The sequence below is a fragment of the Pseudanabaena sp. UWO310 genome, assembly GCF_006861605.1.
GTDB lineage: Bacteria > Cyanobacteriota > Cyanobacteriia > Pseudanabaenales > Pseudanabaenaceae > Pseudanabaena.
Genome location: NZ_SELU01000081.1, coordinates 1 through 22,749 on the forward strand (window position 1 = coordinate 1; position 22,749 = coordinate 22,749).

Here is a 22,749-nt window from a genome sequence, read left to right on the forward strand (position 1 = left end):
TTTTCTCAACCAACTTAGCGATCGCCTTACTACTAGACTTACTATCCGTCGCCACAAAAACACGATTGCCTTTAGTCACATCCGCCAGTAATTCCTGAATAATCGGCACATCGTTATTTGCCACAATAAACCGAGCGGGATAGCCTTCGGGTTGAAATTCGTTCTTAATCAAAAAGACATCAGAACCGTCTCCACGCAAAGCTTGGAGATAGTTCAAGCTAATATCTGAGAGATCGGCATCGGCAACAATTACCCGTCTGGCGACTTTTACCAAAATATGCAAACGGTATTAAATGACACGGCAATTGGCGGGGCGACAACGATCAACTCTGGGGTTAAATATGCTGTCGTTTACCAGATGACAGCTATTGCTGAAGCAGCTAGACGCTCATCCAGCTATAGATTTGACGATTGATCGCTAGTTGTCTCGACAGCTAGCGATCAGTAAAAATGACAGAGTTGATCGCTGTCGCCACTCGCCAATGCCGCTGTCGTTTGATATTCAACTCAAAAAACAGCCCAACCACTCAATCAAGAAATGCACCTGCTTATCCCCAGGAAGGAGAGCCAGACTCGTGATCTTAATTTTACCCTTCTCAAAAGAGAACCGATAATAGAACTCAATCGGGATCTTCGCATGAAGCAACTCCCAAAGCGAATCTGTCAACTTCGAGTCCAGAAACATATCGCGCCCATCCTCCGACGCATAAATGCGAAACACCCCAACCTTACGCGCCACTAATTTCAATTCCATAACCCTGAGCAACACCTGAGTTTCTTCAGGCAAAGCTCCATACAGACTTTCCCAAACCGCAGCCAACTTGAGAATCTCCTCCTTCGACTTCACCTTCGCCAAGGTCAAATAAGCATTAATCTTCGTCTCATTGTCCTCTATGTAAGTGTCAGGAATAAAAGCCACCAAACGCGGCAACTGAAGCTCAGTATCCGCAACTTCAGGCAAGATCTTTCCGCGCAACTCATTAATATATTCCTGTAGCAAATCCATGTACAGTGCAAAGCCAATCACATCCGCCTGACCCGACTGTTCCTCACCCAACAAATCCCCCAAACCACGAATCTCCATATCGCGCATCGCCAGTTGATAACCTGAACCAAGCCGACTAAACTCCTGAATCGCATCCAATCTCTTCTTAGCTGAATCCGTCAACTCAAGATTAGGCGGATATAGCAAATAAGCATGAGCCTGAATCCCCGCCCGACCAACGCGACCACGCAATTGATAGAGTTGCGCCAAACCCAACTTATGAGCATCCTCAATCAAAATCGTATTCACACGCGGGATATCCAAACCTGACTCAATAATCGTGGTACAAAGCAGGATATCCGCCTCATTGTTATTAAAAGCAACCATCGCTGCCTCTAACTCCGACTCCTGCATCTGTCCATGCGCGATCGCCAATCTCACCTTCGGTAACATTGCTTGCAAAGAAACAGCGATCGCCTCAATCCCCTCAATACGTGGCACAACGTAAAATACCTGACCACCACGATCTAACTCATGCCGAATTGCCGTTTTCACCAGAGACGCATCGTAAGCAGACAAATGGGTTTGAATCGATCGCCTTGAGGGAGGAGGAGTGGCAATCACACTCATTTCCCGCACCCCAGAAAGTGCTGCATAGAGAGTACGCGGAATCGGCGTAGCACTCAAAGTCAATAAATCCACATCCCCCTTCATCGCCTTGATGTTCTCCTTCTGCACCGTGCCAAAGCGTTGCTCCTCATCAATCACCAGCAAACCTAAATCGTGAAACTCAACATCCTTAGACAAAAGCTGATGCGTACCGACAATGACTTGAACTTTACCATCCGCAACCTGTTCTAAAACCTGCTTGCGCTCCTTCGCAGGGCGAAACCGATTCACAATATCTACAGTGAAAGGATAAGCCGCAAACCGAGTTTGGAGCGTATGAAAATGCTGTTGCGCCAGAATCGTCGTCGGAGCTAACAGAGCCACCTGCTTACCCGCACAAACCGCTTTAAAAATAGCCCTCACCGCCACTTCAGTTTTGCCAAAGCCGACATCACCGCAAACTAACCGATCCATCGGGCGATCGCTTTCCATGTCTTGCTTCACATCTTGAACTGCTTTGACCTGATCGGGCGTAAGTTGATAGGGAAAAGAATCCTCCATCTCCTGTTGCCAATCGCTATCAGGTGGAAAAGCATAGCCGACTAAATTTGCCCTGCGGACATAGAGTTGCAGTAAATCCCTTGCTAACTTGTAAATCTCCTTTTGGCATTTGTTCAGAGCGTTATCCCAAGCCTTTGTGTTGGCGATGCTATTTAACTTAGGAGGCTTATTAGAAGCACTGCGATAACGGGAGAGAATCTTCTCATTCTCTGGGGCGATCGCCACAGCAGTTTTCCCATCAGCAAACTCAACGATGTAATGCGGTTCCTTTTTTCCCTTCACTTCAATGGTTTCAAAGCGCGTAAACTTACCAATTCCATATTTACGATGCACGACATAATCGCCCACATTTAGCTCGTCAGAATTAACTGACTTAGCAGAAGTTATGTGTGAGGGATGCACAAAAGTTGGCGAGGCTAATAATTGCTGTCCAAATAACTCGCGATCGGTCAAGAGAGCTAGATTACAACTAGGCAAAACAAACCCTTGCATCTCTGACAGTCCCGAATATTTCAAAATGACTGGCTTACCAGCTTTCTGAATCCGTGCAATTGACTGTAAATCATCAGAATCACTGACAAAGTTAGCAATGCAGTCATACTCCTTGAGTAAAGTTGCCACGCGCAAAGGTTGCGCCGAAATCAGCGTGACTTGATATTCCGATTTGAGATATTCACGAATCAGCGCTGCCATCTGGTCAAACTGATGGGGAACTATGGGAATAGAGGAACTCCCAAAGTCAAAAATATTGGCTTTGGGTTTAAGCGATCGCTCGCTAAGTTGAAGCATCTGAAACTTCTTTGCCTCAGTCATGCACTTAGCAAAATCCCAATGCAGTTTCGGTGTATCTGCTTGCGATTGATTTTGATAAAGCTCATCCGCCGCTTCGTACCAGCGATCGCCATAGCTTTGACATTGTTCGGGTTCATCAATAGCGACAATAAAGTTTTTGGGTAAATAATTTAGTAATGTGGCTCTGTGAGAAGTAACAAACTCATGCAAATCGACAGGGGCGATCGCGATGCTGGATAGGTCAGTGAAGCTTTTAGGATTAGTGGGGTCAAACTCTCTGATTTTCTCGACAGTACCGCGATTACAGCTTAGACGCACTGGTAGATTTCGATTAACTGGAAAAACTTCAAAACTAAATCCTTTGCGGCTCCATTGTTTTGATTCCTTAACTTCTTTAACTTCTCCATATCCTAATCTTGCCAAAGCAGAAGCTAGTAATTTAACCGATTGCGAATCGCCGATATTGAGATAGATGCTATGTTTTTGGAATACTTGAGTGGATGGTAGATGGGGCTGTAGCGCTTTAATGGTGGTAGCGATCGCTAAGTTAGGCTGTGGTTTCGCAAGCAGTTCCGCTAATATCTCGATCCTTGTCCAAGCGGTTTCTAAATCGATTTGGGCTGATTCGTAGGGAAATGTATCAAGGGGTTGGTATAGATAGACGCGCCATGACATTGACTGGAGTTGTAAAGCCCATCGGGTTGCTTCTTCGACGGTGGCAGTGACGATGAGTAATGGTTTGGTTTGTTGTTGACAGAGGTGGGTGCTAATCAGTCCTTTGCCTAAGCGTGATAGTCCTGATAGGGATATGCTTTTGGCTGTTTTCAGTTTCTCGCCTATTTTTGTGGCGATTGGCGATCGAGCTATATTCTCAAGGACTGCTGTGAAGGTCATGTTGCTTAACGAAGTTTTTAGAGTACTGGATATTTCCCAATACTAATGAGTTGTTCGCGTTCGATAACACGTTCCTGAAGGTTAAATTGGAGGATTTTAGCAGTGACACGTCCTTCAGGAGTGAGGGGGAGAATGTTTCCTCCTTCTAGGCGAAAGTGAACTGACCACTGCTGAATACGGGGATTAAAAAATGGGGTTAGCTGCTTTGTTTCAGGATCGATGGAACCGAGGTCAGTGCCTTTGAAACGATTGCAGCAAGGACAAGCTAAAGCTAGATTTTCGGCTTCGGTAATGCCATCGTGTTTTTCAGCAATGATATGTTCTATTTCAAAAGTAAAGAATGATGCTGCTTGAGGATATCGACAATACTCGCACTGTTCTTCAGCGCGTTGGGTGACTAGCCGACGCAGGGGAACTGATACATAGCTCATGCTGATTTCTGTAATTGTTTATATGCATGGGCTTTAGCTAGTCTTACCCAATGCTCTAAGAGTAAGTAGCGATCGAGTTCAGATTCTTCATTTCGGGAGAGGCTTCCAGATTTGTTGCGTTCGAGTAGTTCGCGCATCCGCGCTTGTAAGGCTGGTGTGGGACGGATGGCGAGGATCGATTCAGGACTGGGTTGACTGGCTAGAATCTCGACAATTTGGCGATCGTCTTGGTAAGAGATTGTTTCTGTGCTAGGAATTTCTTCAAGTAGGCGATCTAGGGTTTCAGGGAGTCGATCGCCTAATCTTTGTAGTTTTTCGCCGAGGCGATCGGGGACTTCTAGGATAATTTGCATGGTTTGTGATTTGGAGATTGTGAGTTGTGTTTATTGTAGCAAGGTTGTTATGAGCGATCTGGTGATATTCTCTAGGACTGCTCTGAAGGTCATGGGTTGGGACTAAATATTTTCTATTCTAGTTAAAATACAATCCCTTCATAGAGAAGCTCGATCGCAAACTCAAATTCAAGACTTGATAAGGTAATTGTATCGCCAGCAATATAGGGATAATACAGCCACATTCTGCCTTCGCCGCGTGCATAGCGTTCTACTGATATTTTGTCAGAATTGATGAGTAGATATTCTTGTAAGCTGGGGATGGTGAGATAGTTGGTAAATTTCTCGCCGCGATCTCTGGCACTAGTTCCAGGAGAGAGAACTTCGGCAATTATGGTCGGACTTTGGATGAATTTACGGGCGTTGAGATCTTGAGGATCGCAACTGACGACGACATCGGGATAGTAATAGGGGCTATTGGTCGTAACTTGCACTTTGACATCGGCGACGTTGATGCGACATCCACGCGATCGCACTTGGGGATATAGGGTTCTATAGAGGTTGAGGGTAATGTCGTTATGGGCGAGTGTGCCGCCTGTCATGGCGAATACTTCACCATTGATGTATTCATGGCGTAAATCTTGCTGGGGTTCCCATTCAAGATATTCTTTTATGGACATTCTGGGGGGTTGTTGAGATATGGCAAGCATATTTTTCTGGTTTGCCTTAGAGGTTGACTGTTAGGGATATTTTCTTTGATCGCTCTGTAGTTTTTCGCTGAGGCGATCGCTGACTTCTAGGATGATTTGTATCGATACTCCTATTCCTATAAACATGGGAGTTATCTTCATTGTATCAAAAGCTTTATGGACAGCCACCTAAAATCTGCTGGATAATTGTTCGGAGTTGTTTCCAGACAATTTCTCCTTTAAATTGCTCGAAAAAGTTGGTGGGTTGGTCGTAGAAGTACAACTTTTGTTGACTCAGTTCATAAACTGCGGGGATTTCGTACCAGAGCATATCTACGCGGAGGTCAAATGGATTTGTTGTTTGGATAGAAATTCTGGTTTCTGGATCTAGCTCATCAACGATCGCGATCGCAAAACACAAATGAGTTGGCACTCTAAAATTATAGAAAGCTTGTCCTGCTGCATCTGGGCTAACTGATTTTCTAGAATACACCATTGATTGAGCCGAGAATTGCTGTAAGGTTGGCATTTTTAGGTCTGAGAATTCAGAGAAGAAAAAGAATGCTTCTCCTCGCATTCCTAATCCTGCTTCAAAGTCTTTGATTTTGGCGATGTAGTTAAATTGGATGCTGTTATGTGTGACATTTTGGACGATGTCTAAACATCCTTTTTGTTTTAATTTTGCCAGTGTTGTTTTAAAGTATTGTTCTAGGGTTTGGCGATCGCGACAGGGTGTTTCGGTTTGCAGATAGTCTTCTTTCTTTTCTGTGTTTTGAAAATTGCGAATTGCCTGAATTAAGGCTTGGATGGATTCTTCGTTCCACGAGATATAGTTGCGATCGCCTATGTGGATATCTTTCCCTTCACCGATATTGACATTATATTTACCAAGTTGTTGTTTGGTTTGGCGATCGCTCCATCCTAGTATTTGACATAGGTTAGCTATGTCAGTATCTGTGTGCTGACCTTTGGCAATACGATCAAGAATATCAATTAGTTCATCAGACATTGGTGTGATCGCTCTTACCTTGATGGGCGCACAACTCTAATAAGTTTACCTTGTAGAGATTCCTGAGTAGCGATCGCTTCATTAATTCGAGTTGCCATGCGAGGGCGATCGCTGTCGTTGGTAGAGACAATAATTCCAAAATGCTCGGAACTAGTGCGATGTAATTTGATAAAGTCTAGGCGATTGATGGTGACGACTGCCCGATTGTTACTAATTGCAAAGGCTAATACTCGATCGTCAGGAATGCCTAAGTTTGCATTACCAGCTTCTTGGACTGTCAAAACGTCATGTCCCATATTCCGAAGTAGTTGGCTGACTGCTCGTGGAAATTGCTCGTCTGCATATAGTCGTGCCATTGGTTAGGCTGCCTCGTTATTTGCAAGGATTACTGCTGCAATTTCTTCGGGATAGGCTTCGGCATAAGTCCATGCATTGACCAGATCGGCGGCGGTGATGTGGGGATAGTCTTGTAGTAGTTGGGCTTCGGTGATGCCAAGTTGTTGGGCTTCGACTAGTAACCAAACTGCTATTCGGGTTCCTGCAATGCAAGCTTCTCCTCCGCAAACGCCTTCTGTTTTGGTGATGCCTTTGCCGCTTTTGCTTAGGGTTTTGGTAAGACGTTGGACGATCGCTGCTCGGTCGGCGAGTGATATGTTAAGAAATTGATGTTCGATTTCTTGAATGGTCATGGCGATTTCAGTTGATTAGAACTATGTTTATTGTAGCAATCTGGTGAAGGGTGATCGCCTTGTCATCTCATGGTTAAGTGGATAGGCGATCGCAATCTCTTCTAGCCTATTTCGGTTTAAGCTTCTGAATTTTATCTCTTACCATTTTGACATTACTTTTTTCATTAGAATCTCTTTCAAAGTAAAAAAGTGCTCTTTCTAAATTAATAAGAGCTTGTTGTTTATCACCTATAGCCATATATAATTCTGCTCTACCGTAGTAAGGATAAGGATCTTCTCTGTTAAGACTTATTCCATAGTCATAGTCTTTTAAAGCTTTTTTCATGTTTTCATCGCTTTGAGTTTTTTCCCATATTCTTCTATTAGCTTCACCCCTAAGATGAAGATAAAATACAAACTCTTTCAGGGATAAATTATTGTCTTTGTTATCTTCTAATGCTCTGTTAAAATCAGAGATGGCAAGTTCATAATCATAGTTTCTTAAATATATCTTACCTCTTTTTGCATAAGCTTCGTAGTAGTTTGAGCGAGAGTCAATGGCACAGGTATATTCCTCAATTGCCTTCTGTAAGTTATACCCTTTTTCCTCCTCATCCCCACGTTGTAAATAGATTTCAGCTTTTATTTCTGGTGAACATTTAGTAATATTACTAGTTGTTATAGATTTACCAATTAAGAAAATTGCTATAAAAATGGCAAAAATAATTATTCTTGATTGAAAGTCTTTTTGTCTTTGTAGGTCGATTTGCCTTTGCTGCTGAAGTATAAATTTTTCTTCAGCTTTTTTACGTTCTTTCTCTAATCTTTTTGCTTTTTGTATATCTTCATAGATTCTTTTGCTCAATTCTATTATCGCAGTTTCAATATTAAAAAATGCATCTTTTTGAGGTTTAAAGCTACGAATAGATCTTTCTTTTGTTGGAATATAGCTCAAGTCATAGAAGCTTTTTCCAATCCAAGAAGTATCATCAATTTTAATGGGAATTACTGAGTTTTTTGGCTTGTATTTTATGGCTAAATCAGCATATTTACTCCAACTAGGTGTACTACATGAATTAACACTAACAAGTAAAAAAACTATATCCGCATCATTTATATCATTCTCAAAATAAGATGTATTAGGATGCTCATGGGATATAACCTTCATGCCATAGCGATCTGAGGGAACATGAAGATGCTTTTTTATCTCTTCAAAATATTTCTCATCTGTTTTTGCATATATAAATACAGCTTTCATATTTCTATGCTTTTTAAAGATAAGTCATTTTATCCATTTTGACTTTTTAGTTTATTTATCTCACTTCTAATTTCACTGGCTATATCATAATAAATATTACTTTTTCTTACTTTACTAGAACCAATAGATTTCCGATCACGCGGCAGAGGATTTAGATCCCTATACGGTTGTCCCTCCCAATGACACTCTTCAACAAGAATAGGAATAATCTTAACTTTTGCCTTCTCTAAATTGAATTGCCTCATTATTATATTTACTTCTTCACGATGTTCGGGAGAAATAATAAAATCAGTGCTAACAAGCAATAAAATTATATTTGCTTTTTGCAATTGTTCTTTTCGTCCATCGCTAATTTTTTTTCCTAGAGGAATTTTATCTGTATACAATATTTCAATACTCCCTTCTGTTTCTAGGTCGCGAAGTCTTTTTTCAATTTCTTTTAATGTTTTCTCATCTTGCCGACAACCAGAGAAGTAAATATAAACAGGTTTATTTTTAGGTAGATTCATTGACTTTGGCTGAGATATTAATTTATCAGGCTTTCCATGATTCAAATTGGCACTAAAAATTTTATCGGCGATTACTCGAATTATTTCGTCATTTAATTCTAGGTAAATTTTATCGCCAATGTGTATATCTTTTCCATTACCAATATTGACGTTAAATTTAGCAAACTGTGTATTAACTTCGCGCTCACCTGATTCTAAAAATTGTCGTAGAGTTACCTTATCAGCGTCTGTAAACTGACCATTAGCAATGCGATCAAGAATAGCTGTTAATTCATTATTCACGAAATTTATATGAAAACTAAAATTTGCGAATCTCTTTTACCGTAAGGTCGCTGCCAACTTGGACATTTTCCAATCCCTTCTACACTTGATTTTTATGTAAAGTGCGATCGCCATCATAAAAATTATCACCAATATGTAACCCCTGCACCTCATTAATATTTGTGATAAATTTTCCCTTCTGAACAATCTTATCAGCAATCTTATTAACCTTCTGTCTCACCTCAGACTTCACATCATCCCAGCCCTTCTCAGGCAAACCATTACCACCCCGCAACAATGCGATCGCAAAATCACCCGTATCAAAATCGAAATGCGGTGTTTGGTCGCGATCGTAAACCTGTCGTGTCGTCTCAGGCACGGACTTACCCAAATAATTCATCAAATTAGAAACCCGCACCACGCGATCGCCCTCTTGATTACCCGCCCCCTGCAACCCCTCCAAAAAGTGAAACGTATAGATACTTAGGGATTGATCCTTGAGAATCCATGACTCCTGATGCCCCTCCGAAGAAGTAAACACAACTCTACCCTTACCGCGTTTGAGATCCTCAATTAACCCCTTAGAAAACGCCACACGCTCAAACCCATCAAACTCATCCATTAACTCAGCATCAGCATCCTTAGAAGTTGCCATTCCCGCCGCATGACAGCTATCAATCACAACCAACAACCTCTCAGCCTCAATCTCGCGTATTGCATTTGTAAATACTTCAGCCGACAATGCCGACTCAGCCAACTTAGTAGGCTTTACATCATGCTGTAGCAAATAGTAGCGATTATCAGATTTATCAACCCATCCATGTCCCGAATAATAAACGATCGCCGTAGCCTCACGGTCAGATTCCATCTTTCCCTTCAGCCAACTCAAACCCTGTAAAATCCCATCACGAGTAGCTTCAGCATTATTCAGTACCCGAATCTGCTCTTGAGGATAACCACAAAGATCGCGATCGGTTAGCGCCCCATAAATCGCTTGTGTATCCTTAACCGTTACAGGTAAAGATAATGGATGGTATTTTGACTCGCCCACACCGATCAACAAAGCATAGCCATGATTAAACGTTTCAGCCATCATCTTTGACCCATCAACTAGCTTTTATTTTAAACTAAATCAACGTAGAATAGTACGTACATCTATAGCTATTCTCCAAAAACAATCATTACAATTTTCCCACACGCTCACATAAAACTGTTGACCCAAAAACTATGAACTCCATTTACTCAGATGAACTAGTCACAGCCACCGAGCTAAACCGTCAACCAGGCAGAGTCTTAGACAAAGCCCTAGAACATCCCATCACCATTACCCGCAACGACCAATCCTTTGCCTTGCTGCGCCGAGAAGACGTAGCTCTATTTGTAAAAACCGCCCAACATAGCCGCGAAATTGTCGAACTTCTCAATACCGCCTTCCGTTTATTGCTAAACCAAAAAATTGGCGCAGAGCATCCCTATGGTTGGCTTGGAGCATTTGACGCAGACGAATTGAATGAATTTATTAACGAAGTGATCTCAGCCTATCGCTCAGTTGCCTTACAAGAAACAAAAAATTTCGACAAAGCATGGAATGAACTAGAAGCAATTATCCATGAATGGTATGAGAGCGCCTTAGCAATAACAAATCCAGACTTAGAAGCAGCCTTTACTCAAATCAAGCAATCTTGATATGTCAGAAAACATCACCGAAGAGATCAACGAAAATATTGAACCACCAGAAGTAAAGCTGACAACTCCTGATTCACCTGAGACTTCTAATGCACCCAAAATAGAAACTATTTGGCTAGTAGTAGCTAAAGATCGTCGCATAAATCGAGATTGGGAAGCCCTGATCCAGAGAAATCCTGAAAACGCCAGACGTTGCTACAAAGACCTACAGACAGCACCAATAACGAGACAGCCTGGACGGGTATTTCCGTTAAAAGGCAAAAAATATAGAGGCGTATGGGAATATGAAGTGACTGGGGGAGATAGAATATTTTACGTTCCCGATGAAACTCAATTAAAAGTAGTTGTTTTCTATGCTGGAAAGCACATTCAACCTGCTCCAATACCTTAGCCCTGCTTATCAAGACAACTTTTTAGGACTAGGCTTAGCCACTTTACCCGATCGCTTGGGCTTTCTCTGAGAAGTATTCTTCTTCTTACCCGATGAACCTTTACCCAAATTCGGCTTAGCCGATTCATCCAAATCTCCAAACTTCTTCGACCACCACTTCTCCTGAGAAGACCAGAAAAAGACCACATCCGCATGATCCTTGCGTTGACGCGCCTGAACATCCGCACACTTCAACATCACCTTATCCACACCATCTTTATGGTAGGGAAACTTAGCCAAAGGCTTGCCACAAACAGGACAAGCAAAACTAGTAACCTCCGTTGTTGCTGCACTCTCTCCCTTCGGTTGAGGAATCTCCCACTGATTACGGCGATCGCTCCAAAACATCACCAGATTCTCACAGCCATGCTCACACTTGAGAAAATGACCACCACTCACCTTCTTAGAAGGAATCTTACTGAGAGGATGACTACAAGCAGGACAAGCCACATCCGAAAGCTCATTTTTGCGATTACTTGGCTGTAAATCCGCACCGAGATTCGTATAAGCCCGCGCCAACATCGGCTGAAAATAGGACTGATGCCAACCAATCAAATAGCTTTGCCACTCCAACTTACCCACCGAGATTTCATCCAAAGTCGTCTCCATCCCTGCGGTAAAATCGGCTCTGAGCAGATCGGGAAAAGTTTTATGCAACACATCATCCGTAGACATTCCCAAAGCCGTAGGTTCGAGAACCTTACCCTTGAGTAACACATAAGTGCGATCTTTAAGCGTCTTGACGATCGCCGCAAACGTACTCGGTCTACCCACACCCTGACGCTCTAGTACCTGTACCAACTTCGCCTCGCTATACCGCGCAGGAGGTTGAGTTTGTTTCTGCGTAAAACCTGCATTTGCCAAAGCCAAAGTCTGACCGCTCGTTAACGCAGGAATATGTTTATCCTTACTCAAATCATTCCAATAGCGCGTATAACCCGCAAAGGTGAGAATACTACCCCTAGTTTGCCAGAGCGTCGAACCAGCCTGAATAATCACCCGACTTTTCTGAATCAAAGCATTCGCACATTGAGAAGCAACGGCTCTGCGCCAAATTAACTCATAGAGTTGATGCTGTTTAGCACTGAGATGGTCTCTCACCGTTTTCGGAGTAATACTCAAATAGGTAGGACGAATCGCTTCATGGGCGGATTGAGCAGTTGCCTGTTCGCGATGACGAGTAGTTTTTTTAGGGACGTTATCAGGATCGTGTTTCGATAGCCATTCCTTTACCTCAGCACAAAACTCAGGAGCGAGACTCGTGCTATCAGTGCGGTGATAGGTAATCAATCCCTTGCGACCGTTCGGCAAATCAACACCCTCGAACAACTCTTGAGCCACCTTCATCGTCTCTTCAGGTGATAGTCCCAATCTTACAGAAGCCGCTTGCTGGAGCGAACTGGTAATAAAAGGCGGCAACGGGGATTTTTGAGCAGTGACACCCGTAGCTTCGCGAACGACATGGGGATGATTACGCGCCACTTGAATAATTCGGGCTGCTTCCGCTTCCGACAATACCCGTTTTGACTCCACCGTAGATTCCGCATTCACTTCTGCTGCATCATCGGTAACATCTTGATCGTCAAGCACAGGTTCAATCTCACTACTACCCGCATAGAAAGCTGTGAATCCTTCAGCATATTCCGTCCACACCGACCAGTAAGTAATCGGCACAAAAGCAGTAATTTCCCGTTCGCGCTCACAGACAATATGCAAAGCCACCGACTGCACCCGACCCGCCGAACTACCGCCACTAGTACGACGCACGAGTGGTGAAACCTTAAACCCAATCAACCGATCCAAGCATTGTCTCGCTCTCTGAGCCGAAATCAGGTTCAAATCTAACTGATGAGCATTAGCGATCGCAGCTTTAACCGCCGTGGGCGTAATCTGGTTATAGACAGCGCGTTTGGGATTACGCAGATGCAGTTGCTGTTGTAAATGCCAAGCAATCCCCTCACCCTCGCGATCGCCATCGGTAGCCAGCACCACCTCTGAAGCATTCTTCACCGCAGCCCGAAGTTTAGCGACTACCTGTTGTCCTTTACCTTCGGTCAATTGGTAACGACATTCAATTTTGTTGGTATCTTGATGCATCGTAAAGCCCAAGCTATCTTCACCATCTTTGGCAAGTTCCGTAAAGTGGCCAAAGGAAGCTTCCACTTGCCATTCACTACCGAGGATTGCTTGGATGGTTTTGCACTTGGATGGAGATTCAACGAGTAATAGCTTTTTCATATTTTTATACCTGAGTAAACTTTATCTTGAATCTGACTTAACTTTCATTTCTAGGATTGGGTTATACTGTCATCCCAGACTAACAGCTAATTTATGAGTGATCTAATCGATTCCTATCAGCAATTAATCGATCGCATTGGTGAATGCTTGACACAGGGGCAACAACGCGCCTTTGAGCAGGTTAATACGCTTTTGGTAGAAACTTATTGGCAAATTGGTCAGTACATTGTGGAGTTTGAGCAGAAGGGGAATGAGAGAGCGGAATATGGTTCAAGGTTGTTAACTCAATTATCACGGGATTTAAAAACAGCTTATGGCAAAGGATTTAGCCGCCGTAATGTCTTGGATATGCGCCGCTTTTATGTTAGCTATCCAAAATGGCAGATGGTGTCTGCCAAATTAGGTTGGTCGCATTACACGGAGCTTTTGGCGATTTCGGATGATTTAGCGAGATCGTTTTACGAGCAGCAATGCATACGCGATCGCTGGAGTGTGAGGGAATTAAAGCGCCAGAAGGATTCGGCTTTGTTTGAGCGAGTTGCCATGAGTAAGGATCGGGCAGAGATTTTAGCCTTGGCTCAGAAAGGACAGATGATCGAGTCAGCACAGGATGTGGTGAAAGATCCCTATGTGTTTGAGTTTTTGGATTTGCCAGATCGCAATTACCATGAGAGTGAATTAGAAAATCGGTTGATTGTACAGTTAGAGAAGTTCTTACTAGAACTGGGGAAAGGATTTGCATTTATCGGACAACAGTACCGAATTACGTTAAACAATACGCATTTTTATGTCGATTTAGTGTTTTATCACCGTATTTTGAAATGTTTTGTCTTAATTGACTTAAAAACAAGGGCGGTGCGGCATGAAGATATAGGACAGATGAATATGTATCTAAACTATTTTCGCGCCGAAGAGAATATGGAAGATGACAATGAGCCGATTGGAATTGTGTTGGCGCGAGATAAGGATGAGATTTTAGTGGAGTATGCCACGGGAGGAATTTCTAATCAGCTTTTTGTATCGAGATATCAGCTTTATCTGCCCAATGTTGAGGCTTTAAAGCAGGAGCTAAGGAGGCTTTTGGAAGAGAGCGATCGCTCTGATTAACTTGTGTTGTGCATGATACAAGCCTCAGTGGGTAATTGAAATTTAGTAAACATTGCTATTTCTGATTTTCAAGAGGTTTGGTCTGCTGTGCATTTAACAGCTCCACGGCTCTGGCAATATTTGCCGCATCAAGATCGGTAACATGGGATTCTATGACCATACCCTGCAACTCAACCAGAATCGGATTAACAGGACGATCCTTTGCATTCAATGTCATCGTATCCGAAGCTTTCTCTAAACTGAACTTGTAATTCCCCTTGCCATCAGGACGTTCAAAGATAAGGTGATTGCCATCATCTCTGCCTTTTACTTGCAACAGTTCGCGACAATCCCGCGCCAGTTTGAGATCTCGCTCTGCATCAGTAACTTGATTAGGAGAACTGGGAATCTCAGAATTTTCAACATCATCAGACTTATTGGTAGAGGTATCCTTACGCAGATTTCTCAAACCATCAAACATTGACAGAGCCAAATTCTGAATCTGCGTTGCATAATTGATTTGGGGTTGTTCTGAAGTAACAGCATTCACCCGTTGAGCATCAGCCGTACCCGAATTAGGATCGCTACCTTTGCTCCGTACCTGAGAAGATTGCCACTCTTTATCAAAGACATCATCTTTGTCCATCATCGTTAAATCCGTTAAATTACTAGAAGACATTTCTCGTTCAGTGATCGCTAAAATATGGACGCTATGCAGTTCAACAACTTGGTTAAACACAGCCATGAACTGAGCCATATCCAGATCTGGATTCGCAGTAATCATCGCCTTTACCTAACGCTCCAAATCAGGGCTGGATTGTTCTAACATCGGCTTAGGTGAATTCATCCGTTGGAATGCTTGCTGGAAGTTTTTTAAATCAGTGGGTGTCATAGCATTAAGAGAGATTTGCCCTTGCATAGTCCGCAAAATATCTTCGCCAGTATGGTTGTTGACAATGGTGATATCACCATCCTGATTCCTTTGGAAATTATAATACTCACCCTTGAAAGACTCCTGACCAGTCTCATTAAGGACATTTTCCACGACCACCACACCCCTAGCCCCAGCAGGAGCGAGATCTCCCAGCTTATCGATCGCCGCTAGATAACCCTGATTCTGAGTCAAACTCGCAATATCCACAGTGGTTGTTTTGAAAGCAGTTTTAGTAAAGTCAATCTGTTGGTCAACAGTAGTCCTATCCTCCATAAACACAGCCCGATTGCTTTGCAGTTCAAACTTAGCGATCGCTTCACCATCAAGATTAGAAATCTCATAGAAATTATCCTGAGACTGAATGCGATAATTTTCCGCCTCATACTTGCCATCGACACCCAATTTGGCAACTAGGGCAACCGACACCGCCGCCATCAACTTTTGGGTGTATAGGACATTTTAAGTGATTTTTCTTGCTATCATGGTCTAAGTTTGCTCACTGAGCTTTCATATTTGATTTTTCCATAACCTGAAAGCATGAAACTAAAATCCATCTCATTTGAGAACTATAAAGCTTTTTATGAAAGGCAAACAATTCAACTAAAACCAATTACTGTTCTAATTGGAAAAAATAGTTCTGGCAAAAGTTCTATTGCCAAACTATTTACTTTGCTTGAAAATTCGCTAATGACTAATAATGATGAACCGTTACTATTAAAGAATAACGGAGTTGAATTAGGTGAAGATTTTGAGAATCTCTTCTTTGGAAATAAATCAGGAGGTTATTTAAATTTTAAGATCTCGTTTGAGAACAATTTAGAAATAGAAATTGGACTGCGAGAAAAATCCACTAAATTCTCGAAACGTGGCTATGGCTTAGAAATTTATGAATGGAAGTATAAGAGCGATTCTCTAAACCTTGAGCTAGAACTCAATAATGATGATTACTTTGATGCGATTAGTGAGAATCATTATGAAGTTAATTTTAAGGGATTTATTCCTAATCAAATCATAAATAAAGTGACTAACGAAGATTTAGTTGAAAAAATTAATTTGGAGAATATAATCATTGACGTTGATTACATCGGACCGTTTAGAATTTTACCTGATAGATATTTCTATTTAACTGGACAAACACAGTTTAGAGACACAGGAATTAAAGGAGAAAATGCTTACGCCATGCTTGGTATGAGTCAAGTAAAGGAAGAAAACAAATTGTGTCAAGATGTTGGGGAATGGTATCAAAAATACTTTGATGGTTGGGAATTAAAAGTAAATAATACCGACAAAAAACCACTTGTTCAAATTTTACTTTCTAAAGAAGATATGGACATTAATATTGTAGATGTAGGACAAGGTATGAATCAAGCTTTGCCACTAGTAGTTCGTGCTAACATTAAAGATAGACCTAATTCTATAATTGTTTTAGAACAGCCAGAGTTACATTTACATCCTGCTGCACATAGTGATTTAGCAGAACTGTTTGCAAGATCGGCTAAAGATAACAACCAAACTTTTATCATTGAAACACACTCTGAAAATATGCTTTTGCGTTTTCGCAAGTTAGTAGTTGAAAATGATTTTGGATTTACGCAAGATGATCTAGTTGTGTATTGGATAGAAGATGCTGAATTGAAGGGTAAAGAACTTCGTGAAATTACTGTTGATGAAGAAGGTGTTTTGAGTGACTGGCCCGATGGTATTTTTAATGAAAGTATGAAAGAGATTCTAGAAATACAGAAAGCAGTTAAAAAGAAAGTTAGAAATAAACATGATAATTTCATTTAACCCTAAGATAATTCGAGACCAAAGCTCTGAAATACAGGCAAAGCTCGCTAAAATATTTATTCTTTTTCTTGAAGATAATCATCTCATTGATATAAGTAGTATTGATGATATCTTTTTCGACGATCAAAACAAGTATGTTTTTGATCAAACTTTTATAGCAAAGAAATACTTATCCTATTCTGACAATCAAAATCTGAAAGAATATATTTGTAATATTCGCCAATCTATCACCAAATTACATAGACAATATCTCACTAAACTAGTTATTGGAAATGATTTGGGTGAAATACATCCTGATGATGCTTATAGAATTCTTAAAGAACGTTCAATTGTTATTGTTGAAAACAATCCTAACGATTGGAAGTTTATACGCGGAATCATAGATAAATATCAGTCATTCGGAAAGCGAAAGAATATATATAAATTAATCAAAAAATCATTAGATTCAGATTCTCATTATTTAACTTATGATCATGCTGGAGGTAGTGGAATACAAGCTCAAATTGAAAGTTGGGTAAATGGTATTTACCACAATATTTATAATTTCAAATTAATGGCTCTTTTTGATAGTGATAAAAGACATGCAAATGACTTTAAACAAGATTATAAAAACCTTCTTGCATATTTAAAAGCTAGGAGTATTAGTAACCCTCCAGCAGAAAATGATTTGATTTATGAAGAAAATGATTTAATCGTGTGGCATATGCTTTTCAAAAGATGTATTGAAAACTATATACCTTTAGATATAATGATCATGAATATTACAGACTTAACTGATGATCACAAAGCCAATCTCAAAAGCCTATCTCCATCTGATGCAGATTTTGTCCAATATTATAACCCTGAAGGTAAATCTAGGAACTATTATATTAGTATAGGAAAAAACAAAGTTAAAGATCAATTTCCTAGTATGTTTCTTTCAGATTTTGCTCCTAATGAACTAGAGAAAAGGTGCAGTCATCATCAAGTTTCAATTTTACACTCTGACGGTACAACAGAAAGGATTTCAGAAATCGAACAAATTCTACTTAAAATTGCAAAAATAATATGAATGATAGAATTACCGTTAAGCCTGATGACATATATCTAGAGGATCTTTTAGAAGATATAGCTAAAGGAGTTTATAAAATACCTAAGTTTCAGAGGGAATTTGTTTGGAAATCATCACAGATGATTGAGTTGTTTGACAGTATATTGAAAGGATATCCTATCGGTAGTTTATTATTTTGGAAAACTGAAGGCTATAAAACAAAAAATGAAATAGGTCCATACATAATAGAACAGAAAAGCAATGAGATTAGATATGTTTTGGATGGATTTCAAAGAATATCAACATTGTTTGGAGTGCTAATAAATCCCAAAAACGTTGACAAGGTAAATAGCTCTGAGCTTAACAATTTCTCAATCTTTTTTGATGTTAAGGACAACAGCTTTAACTTTATTAGAAGCAGAAAAAATGCAGATATTTTTTCGATTCCTTTATATAAAATATATGATAATCGTGAAATGTTTAATTATATTCGCGAACTAGATAAGGAAGATATTTCTGAATCTGACAAAAGCAATTATTTTGAAATGGTAAGAAATCTACATGATATTTTACATAAATATAAGTTGCCATATGTAGAAATAAGAGGAGGAGATATAAAAAGTGCTGTAGAGATTTTCTCCAGAGTAAACTCAAGAGGTACTGAAATATCCGAGGATTTTATGCTGTCTGCACTTAGTTATAATATAGAAACAGGATTTCTACTAAGCGATTCAATTACTGAGTTTCTTAATAGTTTAAATCATTATAACTTTGAAGAACTTAAGAGAGATACAGTTCTAAATTGTATCTCTAATGGGATCAATGGAAAGATTTATTTTGATGTCAAAATTGAAGATTTAGTACATAATTCAAATTTAGAATTACTGGTAAACTCTACCTATGTATATATAGTAAAAGCAGTTGAATTTCTATACAAAAAATTATTTATAATTGATAGTCGATTATTGCCTTACCCATCTCAACTAATTTTTATAGTTGAATATTTTAAAATACACAATAATATTACCAACGAACAGGCTGAAGCACTAAAAAAGTGGTTTTGGACAACAACGTATTCAAATTACTTTACTGTATATTCTTTAAGTCAACAAAGAAGTGCTTTTAAGATTTTCTGTGAATTTGCTAATGGTAAACATCCTGATGGAATATATAGAGTTAATATTGATGTATCTTTTGCAACAGCTAAGTATCCAGATAAGTTGAATTTTACTGGAGTAAGACCAAAAGCTTTACAACTATTTTATTTAAACTCAGTTGCTGGAGATGAGGAAATTCAAGATAGAGAAGGAGTAAAAGAGATATTTATTTCTTCAAAAAAAGATAGAACCCCTGCTAATATTATAATTAGATTGTCATCTGAGTTTGAAGAAGATCGTGATAAAAAGCAAACCAATAACTTTATCGAGAACTCTTCAATTAATGTCTTAGAGAAACACTTTATAACGCAAGAAATTCTTGATTTATATAAACAGGATAGATTTGATGAATTTATTTTAGAAAGAGAAAAATATTTAAAATCAAAAGAACGACAGTTTGTTGCCGATCTTGGGATTAAATATACGGAATAGTTTTTTTGTTTTCATATTTCCGCAGGTGCAGCCAGATTGCCATAACTGCCAATACTTGCCAAGCGCTGCCATTCGTCGGCGGGATTTTTAACTTCAGGTGGACTAACGGAAAAGTTCCGTGGGGGAAGCATTACAGGAGTTGGTTGTGACATCACTTGTCGCATCGGTATTGGCTCAAGGGGTGGAGCCGATAGATTTCTCATAGGTGAGGCGGTTGGGAGATCGGCGGACTGGACGGGATTGGCTTCTAACTTGTCTTTGGAATCAACTTTAGAAGCCAATGCATCTGACTTGGGTAGATTGCTTGGACGCAGCGTTTTCGATTTACCCGCCGAAAGCTGACTGCCTAAAGCTAAATCCGTCTTGAACTTAGCAATTTCGGCATCCTTCGGATTGGCGGTCGAGGTAAGGGCAAGCTTTTCATCATTGGATTTAGCCGTTAATGGCTTGGCACTAGATGGCGACATAATGCTATTCATGAATAGCCCTACCAGCAAAAATCCTAAAGACCCGATCCCACCCACCAAAGCCATCTTAGAAAAAGGACTGCCAACAATACCCCTAATTGTCCGATGTTGCTCTGGATCTGGGTCTTCACTAAAATTATCTATTCCCAAGCCCGCATCATTGACAACGGGTTGAAATCCAGTTAACCGAGCAAAATCAATCTCATCGGTTACGCTTGCTGATTGTGGTTCTTGAACTTCGGTAATCATCACAACTCCTTCAAGTATCGACAGGGAAAAGTTATTTCAAATCATTTCTAGTGAGATCCCGCATGGCATAGATTTCTAGCCCAGAGGATCTCACCTTGAAAATGGCTTGCTCCAGAGGTGAAGCATCGGCTTTCAGATTCGGCACATCGATCGCCTGAATGAAGATTTCCTTATTGAAGGGAACCGATTCGCCAACTTGATTAAGGGGACTGAAAGTAACCAGATTTGCCACCAGATTGACTTTCCACTTTCCTTTCTCAATCTCTTCAGGAGCCGTAATCGTCTGCGGTACTAAAATTACCTTGCTGCCACCTGAGAACACCTCGATCGGCGTGAGTTCCGCGATCGACGAGAGCAATCCTTTACGGAAGTCTTCGGAAAAAGCAAAGCTAGCCTGCCAAGCTGTCGTGGTGATTTTCTTTTTTAAGCCCTTATCCGCAGTAACTTCTACGCCAGTATCCAAAAGCGGCTTGCCATTTTGACTGGTATCAGAGGGCAGTTCCCCCGTCCATGTCATTAGCGCCATCACCTGCTGGGTGACAAACTGCTTCACCACTTCAGGAGATCTGGTTTTATTCTCACTAGCGATCGCCGTAATTGCTTTCCCGCCCGACAACTGCACGAGCGTAGGTGGTTTCTGGGATGCAAGGGAAGCATAGGCGACCATCAGAGCGATCAGCCCCAAACTATTGAGCGCCGATAAGCCAAGTATGCCGAACAAAATCGATACCACCAATAAGTCTTTAGGAGTTTTGGCTTTACCACGGTGGGATAGACCAGTAGGAATAAAGCGATGGAAAGCATTAGTTTCATTTGTTTCTGGTTTTGGTTCAGTATTCACTTCTGAATTTGGATATGAGTTCATGGGAATTACCTAGAGATGCGTAAACCGATATTTAAACCTGCGGAAGCAGCGGCACTTGCCGCCGAAAGGATGGCGCTAAATATAGCCATGCCACCACCCGCCGATAGGGATAGCGCCAGAATTGGCGCAAGGAGTCCGAGAACAATGGCGATCGAGAGCGTATCCATCTGTGCCGAAGCGGCGATCGCGGTGGCGGCAAGTCCCGTGACAATGTTCAAGCTCAGCTTAGCCATCCCCAACGACCAGAATCCCGTCATCCATGCATAGAGAGGCTTTGCCCCGATGGGCAGTAAGGAAGCACCCACCGCCAGAGGACCGAGTAGACCTGTGAGTAGAAATCCGACCTCAATCAAAGCCTGAAAAGCAGACTGCATTGCCACCATAAAAGTCTCGATCGCCGCCAGCACGATCGACCTTGAAATCACCGTGCCGGGGAAGAGATTCGTAACCGCTTCGAGAGGGTTTTCACTTGCCTTCTGGATTTGTTTTTGTAACTTGCCCACCAGAGCCGCAGCAACCGCCCCATAGTTAGATTGATAATTACCGAGCAGAGCCTGAGCTTTGGTATTCACCTCTTGCAAGCAGACCTGCATCTCCTCATTTTTGGTAAGCCCATTGCATTGCTGACGGTAGGTAATGATTTGTTCTTGAGCGACCGAGAAATCAGCTAGGGCTGATAGGGTTTTCTCCAATTGGGCTGTGGAGGTAATTGCACCTAACACCGAGTTATTGGCATTGTTAATCACTGTCCGCATCCCATTGGTGAGTCCGATCAGGTTTTGACCGCCATTCGTGAGCAGCACAATCACAATTACCGGCCAGATTAACTCACCAAACTGCCGATAGCTCTGGTCATCAATCAGGTTTTTAGTGAATTGGATGATCCATAGCAGCAGCGAAGCCACGGCAACGATCAATCCCAGATTGGTGAGGGCTTGATAGAGCGTGCCATTAAAGGCAAGTTCCCAAGTGTTCTGCCATGAGCCTTGTACCGCTAGGGACACCTCTTCGGAATTATTGACAATCGCTTGAGCAATCAGCATGATTTATCTCGCTATCTTAAAAAGGTATAGGGCATCCGTTGTTGCACGGTGGAGTTACGCTCGATCAGCCGATCTTGGCGATCGCCTTTGAGGGAAGCATTAATCTGGTCGAGATTGAGCAGAGATGTCGCCCCCTGTTGGGTTTGTTGCACTTGCAAAGCCAATTGTTGAGCATCGATCTGAGCGCGTTGGCTATTCTGTTCGGCAAGCTGGGAGTTTTGCTCCGATAGCAACCCCAATTGATTAGCGACATTCCCAACTTGATTGGCATTGTTACCAAACTGGGAAGCAATATTGGCAAGGATTGCCGAATTACCCGCATTCTGTTGTGCCACAATCTTCAAGA

General features: G+C 41.3%; 25 protein-coding genes. 7 read left to right on the forward strand and 18 right to left on the reverse strand.

Features of this window, described 5'->3' with window-relative positions; translation table 11 throughout:
- Window positions 1–274 (reverse strand): hypothetical protein (locus PseudUWO310_RS20395; RefSeq protein ID WP_190316097.1); only part of this gene is annotated, 274 nt, incomplete at its 3' end.
- A gap of 3 nt (window positions 275–277) precedes the next feature.
- Between PseudUWO310_RS20395 and PseudUWO310_RS23065 the strand changes: the two genes are divergently transcribed.
- Window positions 278–415 carry a hypothetical protein gene (locus PseudUWO310_RS23065; protein WP_190316098.1) on the forward strand — a complete coding sequence of 46 codons (138 nt, stop codon included), beginning with the start codon at window positions 278–280 and terminating at the stop codon, window positions 413–415.
- Window positions 416–502: 87 nt separating this feature from the next.
- Here the strand turns inward: PseudUWO310_RS23065 and mfd are convergent, their stop codons facing one another.
- The 10 genes from mfd to PseudUWO310_RS20445 form a co-directional block, all read right to left on the reverse strand.
- Entirely contained in the window at window positions 503–3,841 is a 3,339-nt protein-coding gene (gene mfd / locus PseudUWO310_RS20400) for a transcription-repair coupling factor (protein WP_143122296.1), read from the reverse strand.
- Window positions 3,842–3,858: 17 nt separating this feature from the next.
- A complete protein-coding gene (locus PseudUWO310_RS20405) occupies window positions 3,859–4,278 on the reverse strand; it encodes an HNH endonuclease (RefSeq protein ID WP_143122297.1) in 420 nt (139 codons plus the stop codon).
- Complete coding sequence (locus tag PseudUWO310_RS20410; RefSeq protein WP_143122298.1) at window positions 4,269–4,625, reverse strand: hypothetical protein; 357 nt, start codon at window positions 4,623–4,625, stop codon at window positions 4,269–4,271. The genes PseudUWO310_RS20405 and PseudUWO310_RS20410 overlap by 10 nt, the downstream gene beginning before the upstream one ends.
- A 122-nt stretch (window positions 4,626–4,747) precedes the next feature.
- The gene (locus PseudUWO310_RS20415) at window positions 4,748–5,314 is read right to left on the reverse strand and encodes a Uma2 family endonuclease (RefSeq protein ID WP_143122299.1); all 567 of its coding nucleotides are present in this window, start codon (window positions 5,312–5,314) and stop codon (window positions 4,748–4,750) included.
- Between the two features lie 154 nt (window positions 5,315–5,468).
- A complete protein-coding gene (locus tag PseudUWO310_RS20420; protein ID WP_143122300.1) occupies window positions 5,469–6,302 on the reverse strand; it encodes a hypothetical protein in 834 nt (277 codons plus the stop codon).
- Between the two features lie 14 nt (window positions 6,303–6,316).
- Window positions 6,317–6,658, reverse strand: a complete 342-nt coding sequence (locus PseudUWO310_RS20425) for a DUF5615 family PIN-like protein (RefSeq protein WP_143122301.1) — start codon at window positions 6,656–6,658, stop codon at window positions 6,317–6,319.
- A gap of 3 nt (window positions 6,659–6,661) precedes the next feature.
- Window positions 6,662–6,991 carry a DUF433 domain-containing protein gene (locus tag PseudUWO310_RS20430; RefSeq protein WP_143122302.1) on the reverse strand — a complete coding sequence of 110 codons (330 nt, stop codon included), beginning with the start codon at window positions 6,989–6,991 and terminating at the stop codon, window positions 6,662–6,664.
- A 106-nt stretch (window positions 6,992–7,097) separates the two neighbouring features.
- Complete coding sequence (locus PseudUWO310_RS20435) at window positions 7,098–8,228, reverse strand: tetratricopeptide repeat protein (protein ID WP_143122303.1); 1,131 nt, start codon at window positions 8,226–8,228, stop codon at window positions 7,098–7,100.
- Between the two features lie 29 nt (window positions 8,229–8,257).
- Window positions 8,258–9,019: a TIR domain-containing protein gene (locus PseudUWO310_RS20440; RefSeq protein ID WP_143122304.1), complete on the reverse strand. Its 762-nt coding sequence runs from the start codon at window positions 9,017–9,019 to the stop codon at window positions 8,258–8,260.
- A 79-nt stretch (window positions 9,020–9,098) separates the two neighbouring features.
- The gene (locus tag PseudUWO310_RS20445) at window positions 9,099–10,091 is read right to left on the reverse strand and encodes a caspase family protein (protein ID WP_143122318.1); all 993 of its coding nucleotides are present in this window, start codon (window positions 10,089–10,091) and stop codon (window positions 9,099–9,101) included.
- A gap of 134 nt (window positions 10,092–10,225) precedes the next feature.
- Here PseudUWO310_RS20445 and PseudUWO310_RS20450 point away from each other — a divergent pair, with 134 nt between their 5' ends.
- Window positions 10,226–10,684, forward strand: a complete 459-nt coding sequence (locus tag PseudUWO310_RS20450) for a hypothetical protein (protein WP_143122305.1) — start codon at window positions 10,226–10,228, stop codon at window positions 10,682–10,684.
- 1 nt (window position 10,685) lies between these two features.
- Window positions 10,686–11,075, forward strand: a complete 390-nt coding sequence (locus tag PseudUWO310_RS20455) for a hypothetical protein (RefSeq protein ID WP_143122306.1) — start codon at window positions 10,686–10,688, stop codon at window positions 11,073–11,075.
- A 9-nt stretch (window positions 11,076–11,084) separates the two neighbouring features.
- Here the strand turns inward: PseudUWO310_RS20455 and topA are convergent, their stop codons facing one another.
- Window positions 11,085–13,352 (reverse strand): type I DNA topoisomerase, encoded by a 2,268-nt coding sequence (topA, locus tag PseudUWO310_RS20460; protein ID WP_143122307.1) that lies wholly within the window; start codon window positions 13,350–13,352, stop codon window positions 11,085–11,087.
- A gap of 93 nt (window positions 13,353–13,445) precedes the next feature.
- Here topA and PseudUWO310_RS20465 point away from each other — a divergent pair, with 93 nt between their 5' ends.
- Window positions 13,446–14,459 carry a YhcG family protein gene (locus PseudUWO310_RS20465; protein ID WP_143122308.1) on the forward strand — a complete coding sequence of 338 codons (1,014 nt, stop codon included), beginning with the start codon at window positions 13,446–13,448 and terminating at the stop codon, window positions 14,457–14,459.
- Between the two features lie 55 nt (window positions 14,460–14,514).
- Here PseudUWO310_RS20465 and PseudUWO310_RS20470 read toward each other — a convergent pair whose 3' ends face one another.
- Window positions 14,515–15,222 (reverse strand): hypothetical protein, encoded by a 708-nt coding sequence (locus PseudUWO310_RS20470; RefSeq protein ID WP_143122309.1) that lies wholly within the window; start codon window positions 15,220–15,222, stop codon window positions 14,515–14,517.
- Window positions 15,223–15,231: 9 nt separating this feature from the next.
- Window positions 15,232–15,807 carry a hypothetical protein gene (locus PseudUWO310_RS20475; protein WP_143122310.1) on the reverse strand — a complete coding sequence of 192 codons (576 nt, stop codon included), beginning with the start codon at window positions 15,805–15,807 and terminating at the stop codon, window positions 15,232–15,234.
- A 102-nt stretch (window positions 15,808–15,909) separates the two neighbouring features.
- Here PseudUWO310_RS20475 and PseudUWO310_RS20480 point away from each other — a divergent pair, with 102 nt between their 5' ends.
- The 3 genes from PseudUWO310_RS20480 to PseudUWO310_RS20490 are packed head-to-tail and all read left to right on the forward strand — an operon-like array spanning window position 15,910 to window position 19,779.
- Entirely contained in the window at window positions 15,910–17,160 is a 1,251-nt protein-coding gene (locus tag PseudUWO310_RS20480) for a DUF3696 domain-containing protein (RefSeq protein ID WP_143122311.1), read from the forward strand.
- Complete coding sequence (locus PseudUWO310_RS20485; protein ID WP_143122312.1) at window positions 17,144–18,211, forward strand: hypothetical protein; 1,068 nt, start codon at window positions 17,144–17,146, stop codon at window positions 18,209–18,211. Before PseudUWO310_RS20480 ends, PseudUWO310_RS20485 begins: the two co-directional genes overlap by 17 nt.
- The gene (locus PseudUWO310_RS20490; protein WP_143122313.1) at window positions 18,208–19,779 is read left to right on the forward strand and encodes a DUF262 domain-containing protein; all 1,572 of its coding nucleotides are present in this window, start codon (window positions 18,208–18,210) and stop codon (window positions 19,777–19,779) included. The genes PseudUWO310_RS20485 and PseudUWO310_RS20490 overlap by 4 nt, the downstream gene beginning before the upstream one ends.
- Before the next feature lie 11 nt (window positions 19,780–19,790).
- On the opposite strand, the gene PseudUWO310_RS20495 is transcribed toward PseudUWO310_RS20490, so the two are convergent.
- The 4 genes from PseudUWO310_RS20495 to PseudUWO310_RS20510 all read right to left on the reverse strand — a co-directional run.
- Window positions 19,791–20,495, reverse strand: a complete 705-nt coding sequence (locus PseudUWO310_RS20495) for a hypothetical protein (RefSeq protein ID WP_143122314.1) — start codon at window positions 20,493–20,495, stop codon at window positions 19,791–19,793.
- 31 nt (window positions 20,496–20,526) lie between these two features.
- Window positions 20,527–21,360 (reverse strand): hypothetical protein, encoded by an 834-nt coding sequence (locus PseudUWO310_RS20500; RefSeq protein ID WP_143122315.1) that lies wholly within the window; start codon window positions 21,358–21,360, stop codon window positions 20,527–20,529.
- Window positions 21,361–21,365: 5 nt separating this feature from the next.
- Window positions 21,366–22,403, reverse strand: a complete 1,038-nt coding sequence (locus PseudUWO310_RS20505) for a hypothetical protein (protein ID WP_143122316.1) — start codon at window positions 22,401–22,403, stop codon at window positions 21,366–21,368.
- Window positions 22,404–22,414: 11 nt separating this feature from the next.
- A partial coding sequence (locus PseudUWO310_RS20510) for a hypothetical protein (RefSeq protein ID WP_223805780.1) occupies window positions 22,415–22,749 on the reverse strand: 335 nt, incomplete at its 5' end.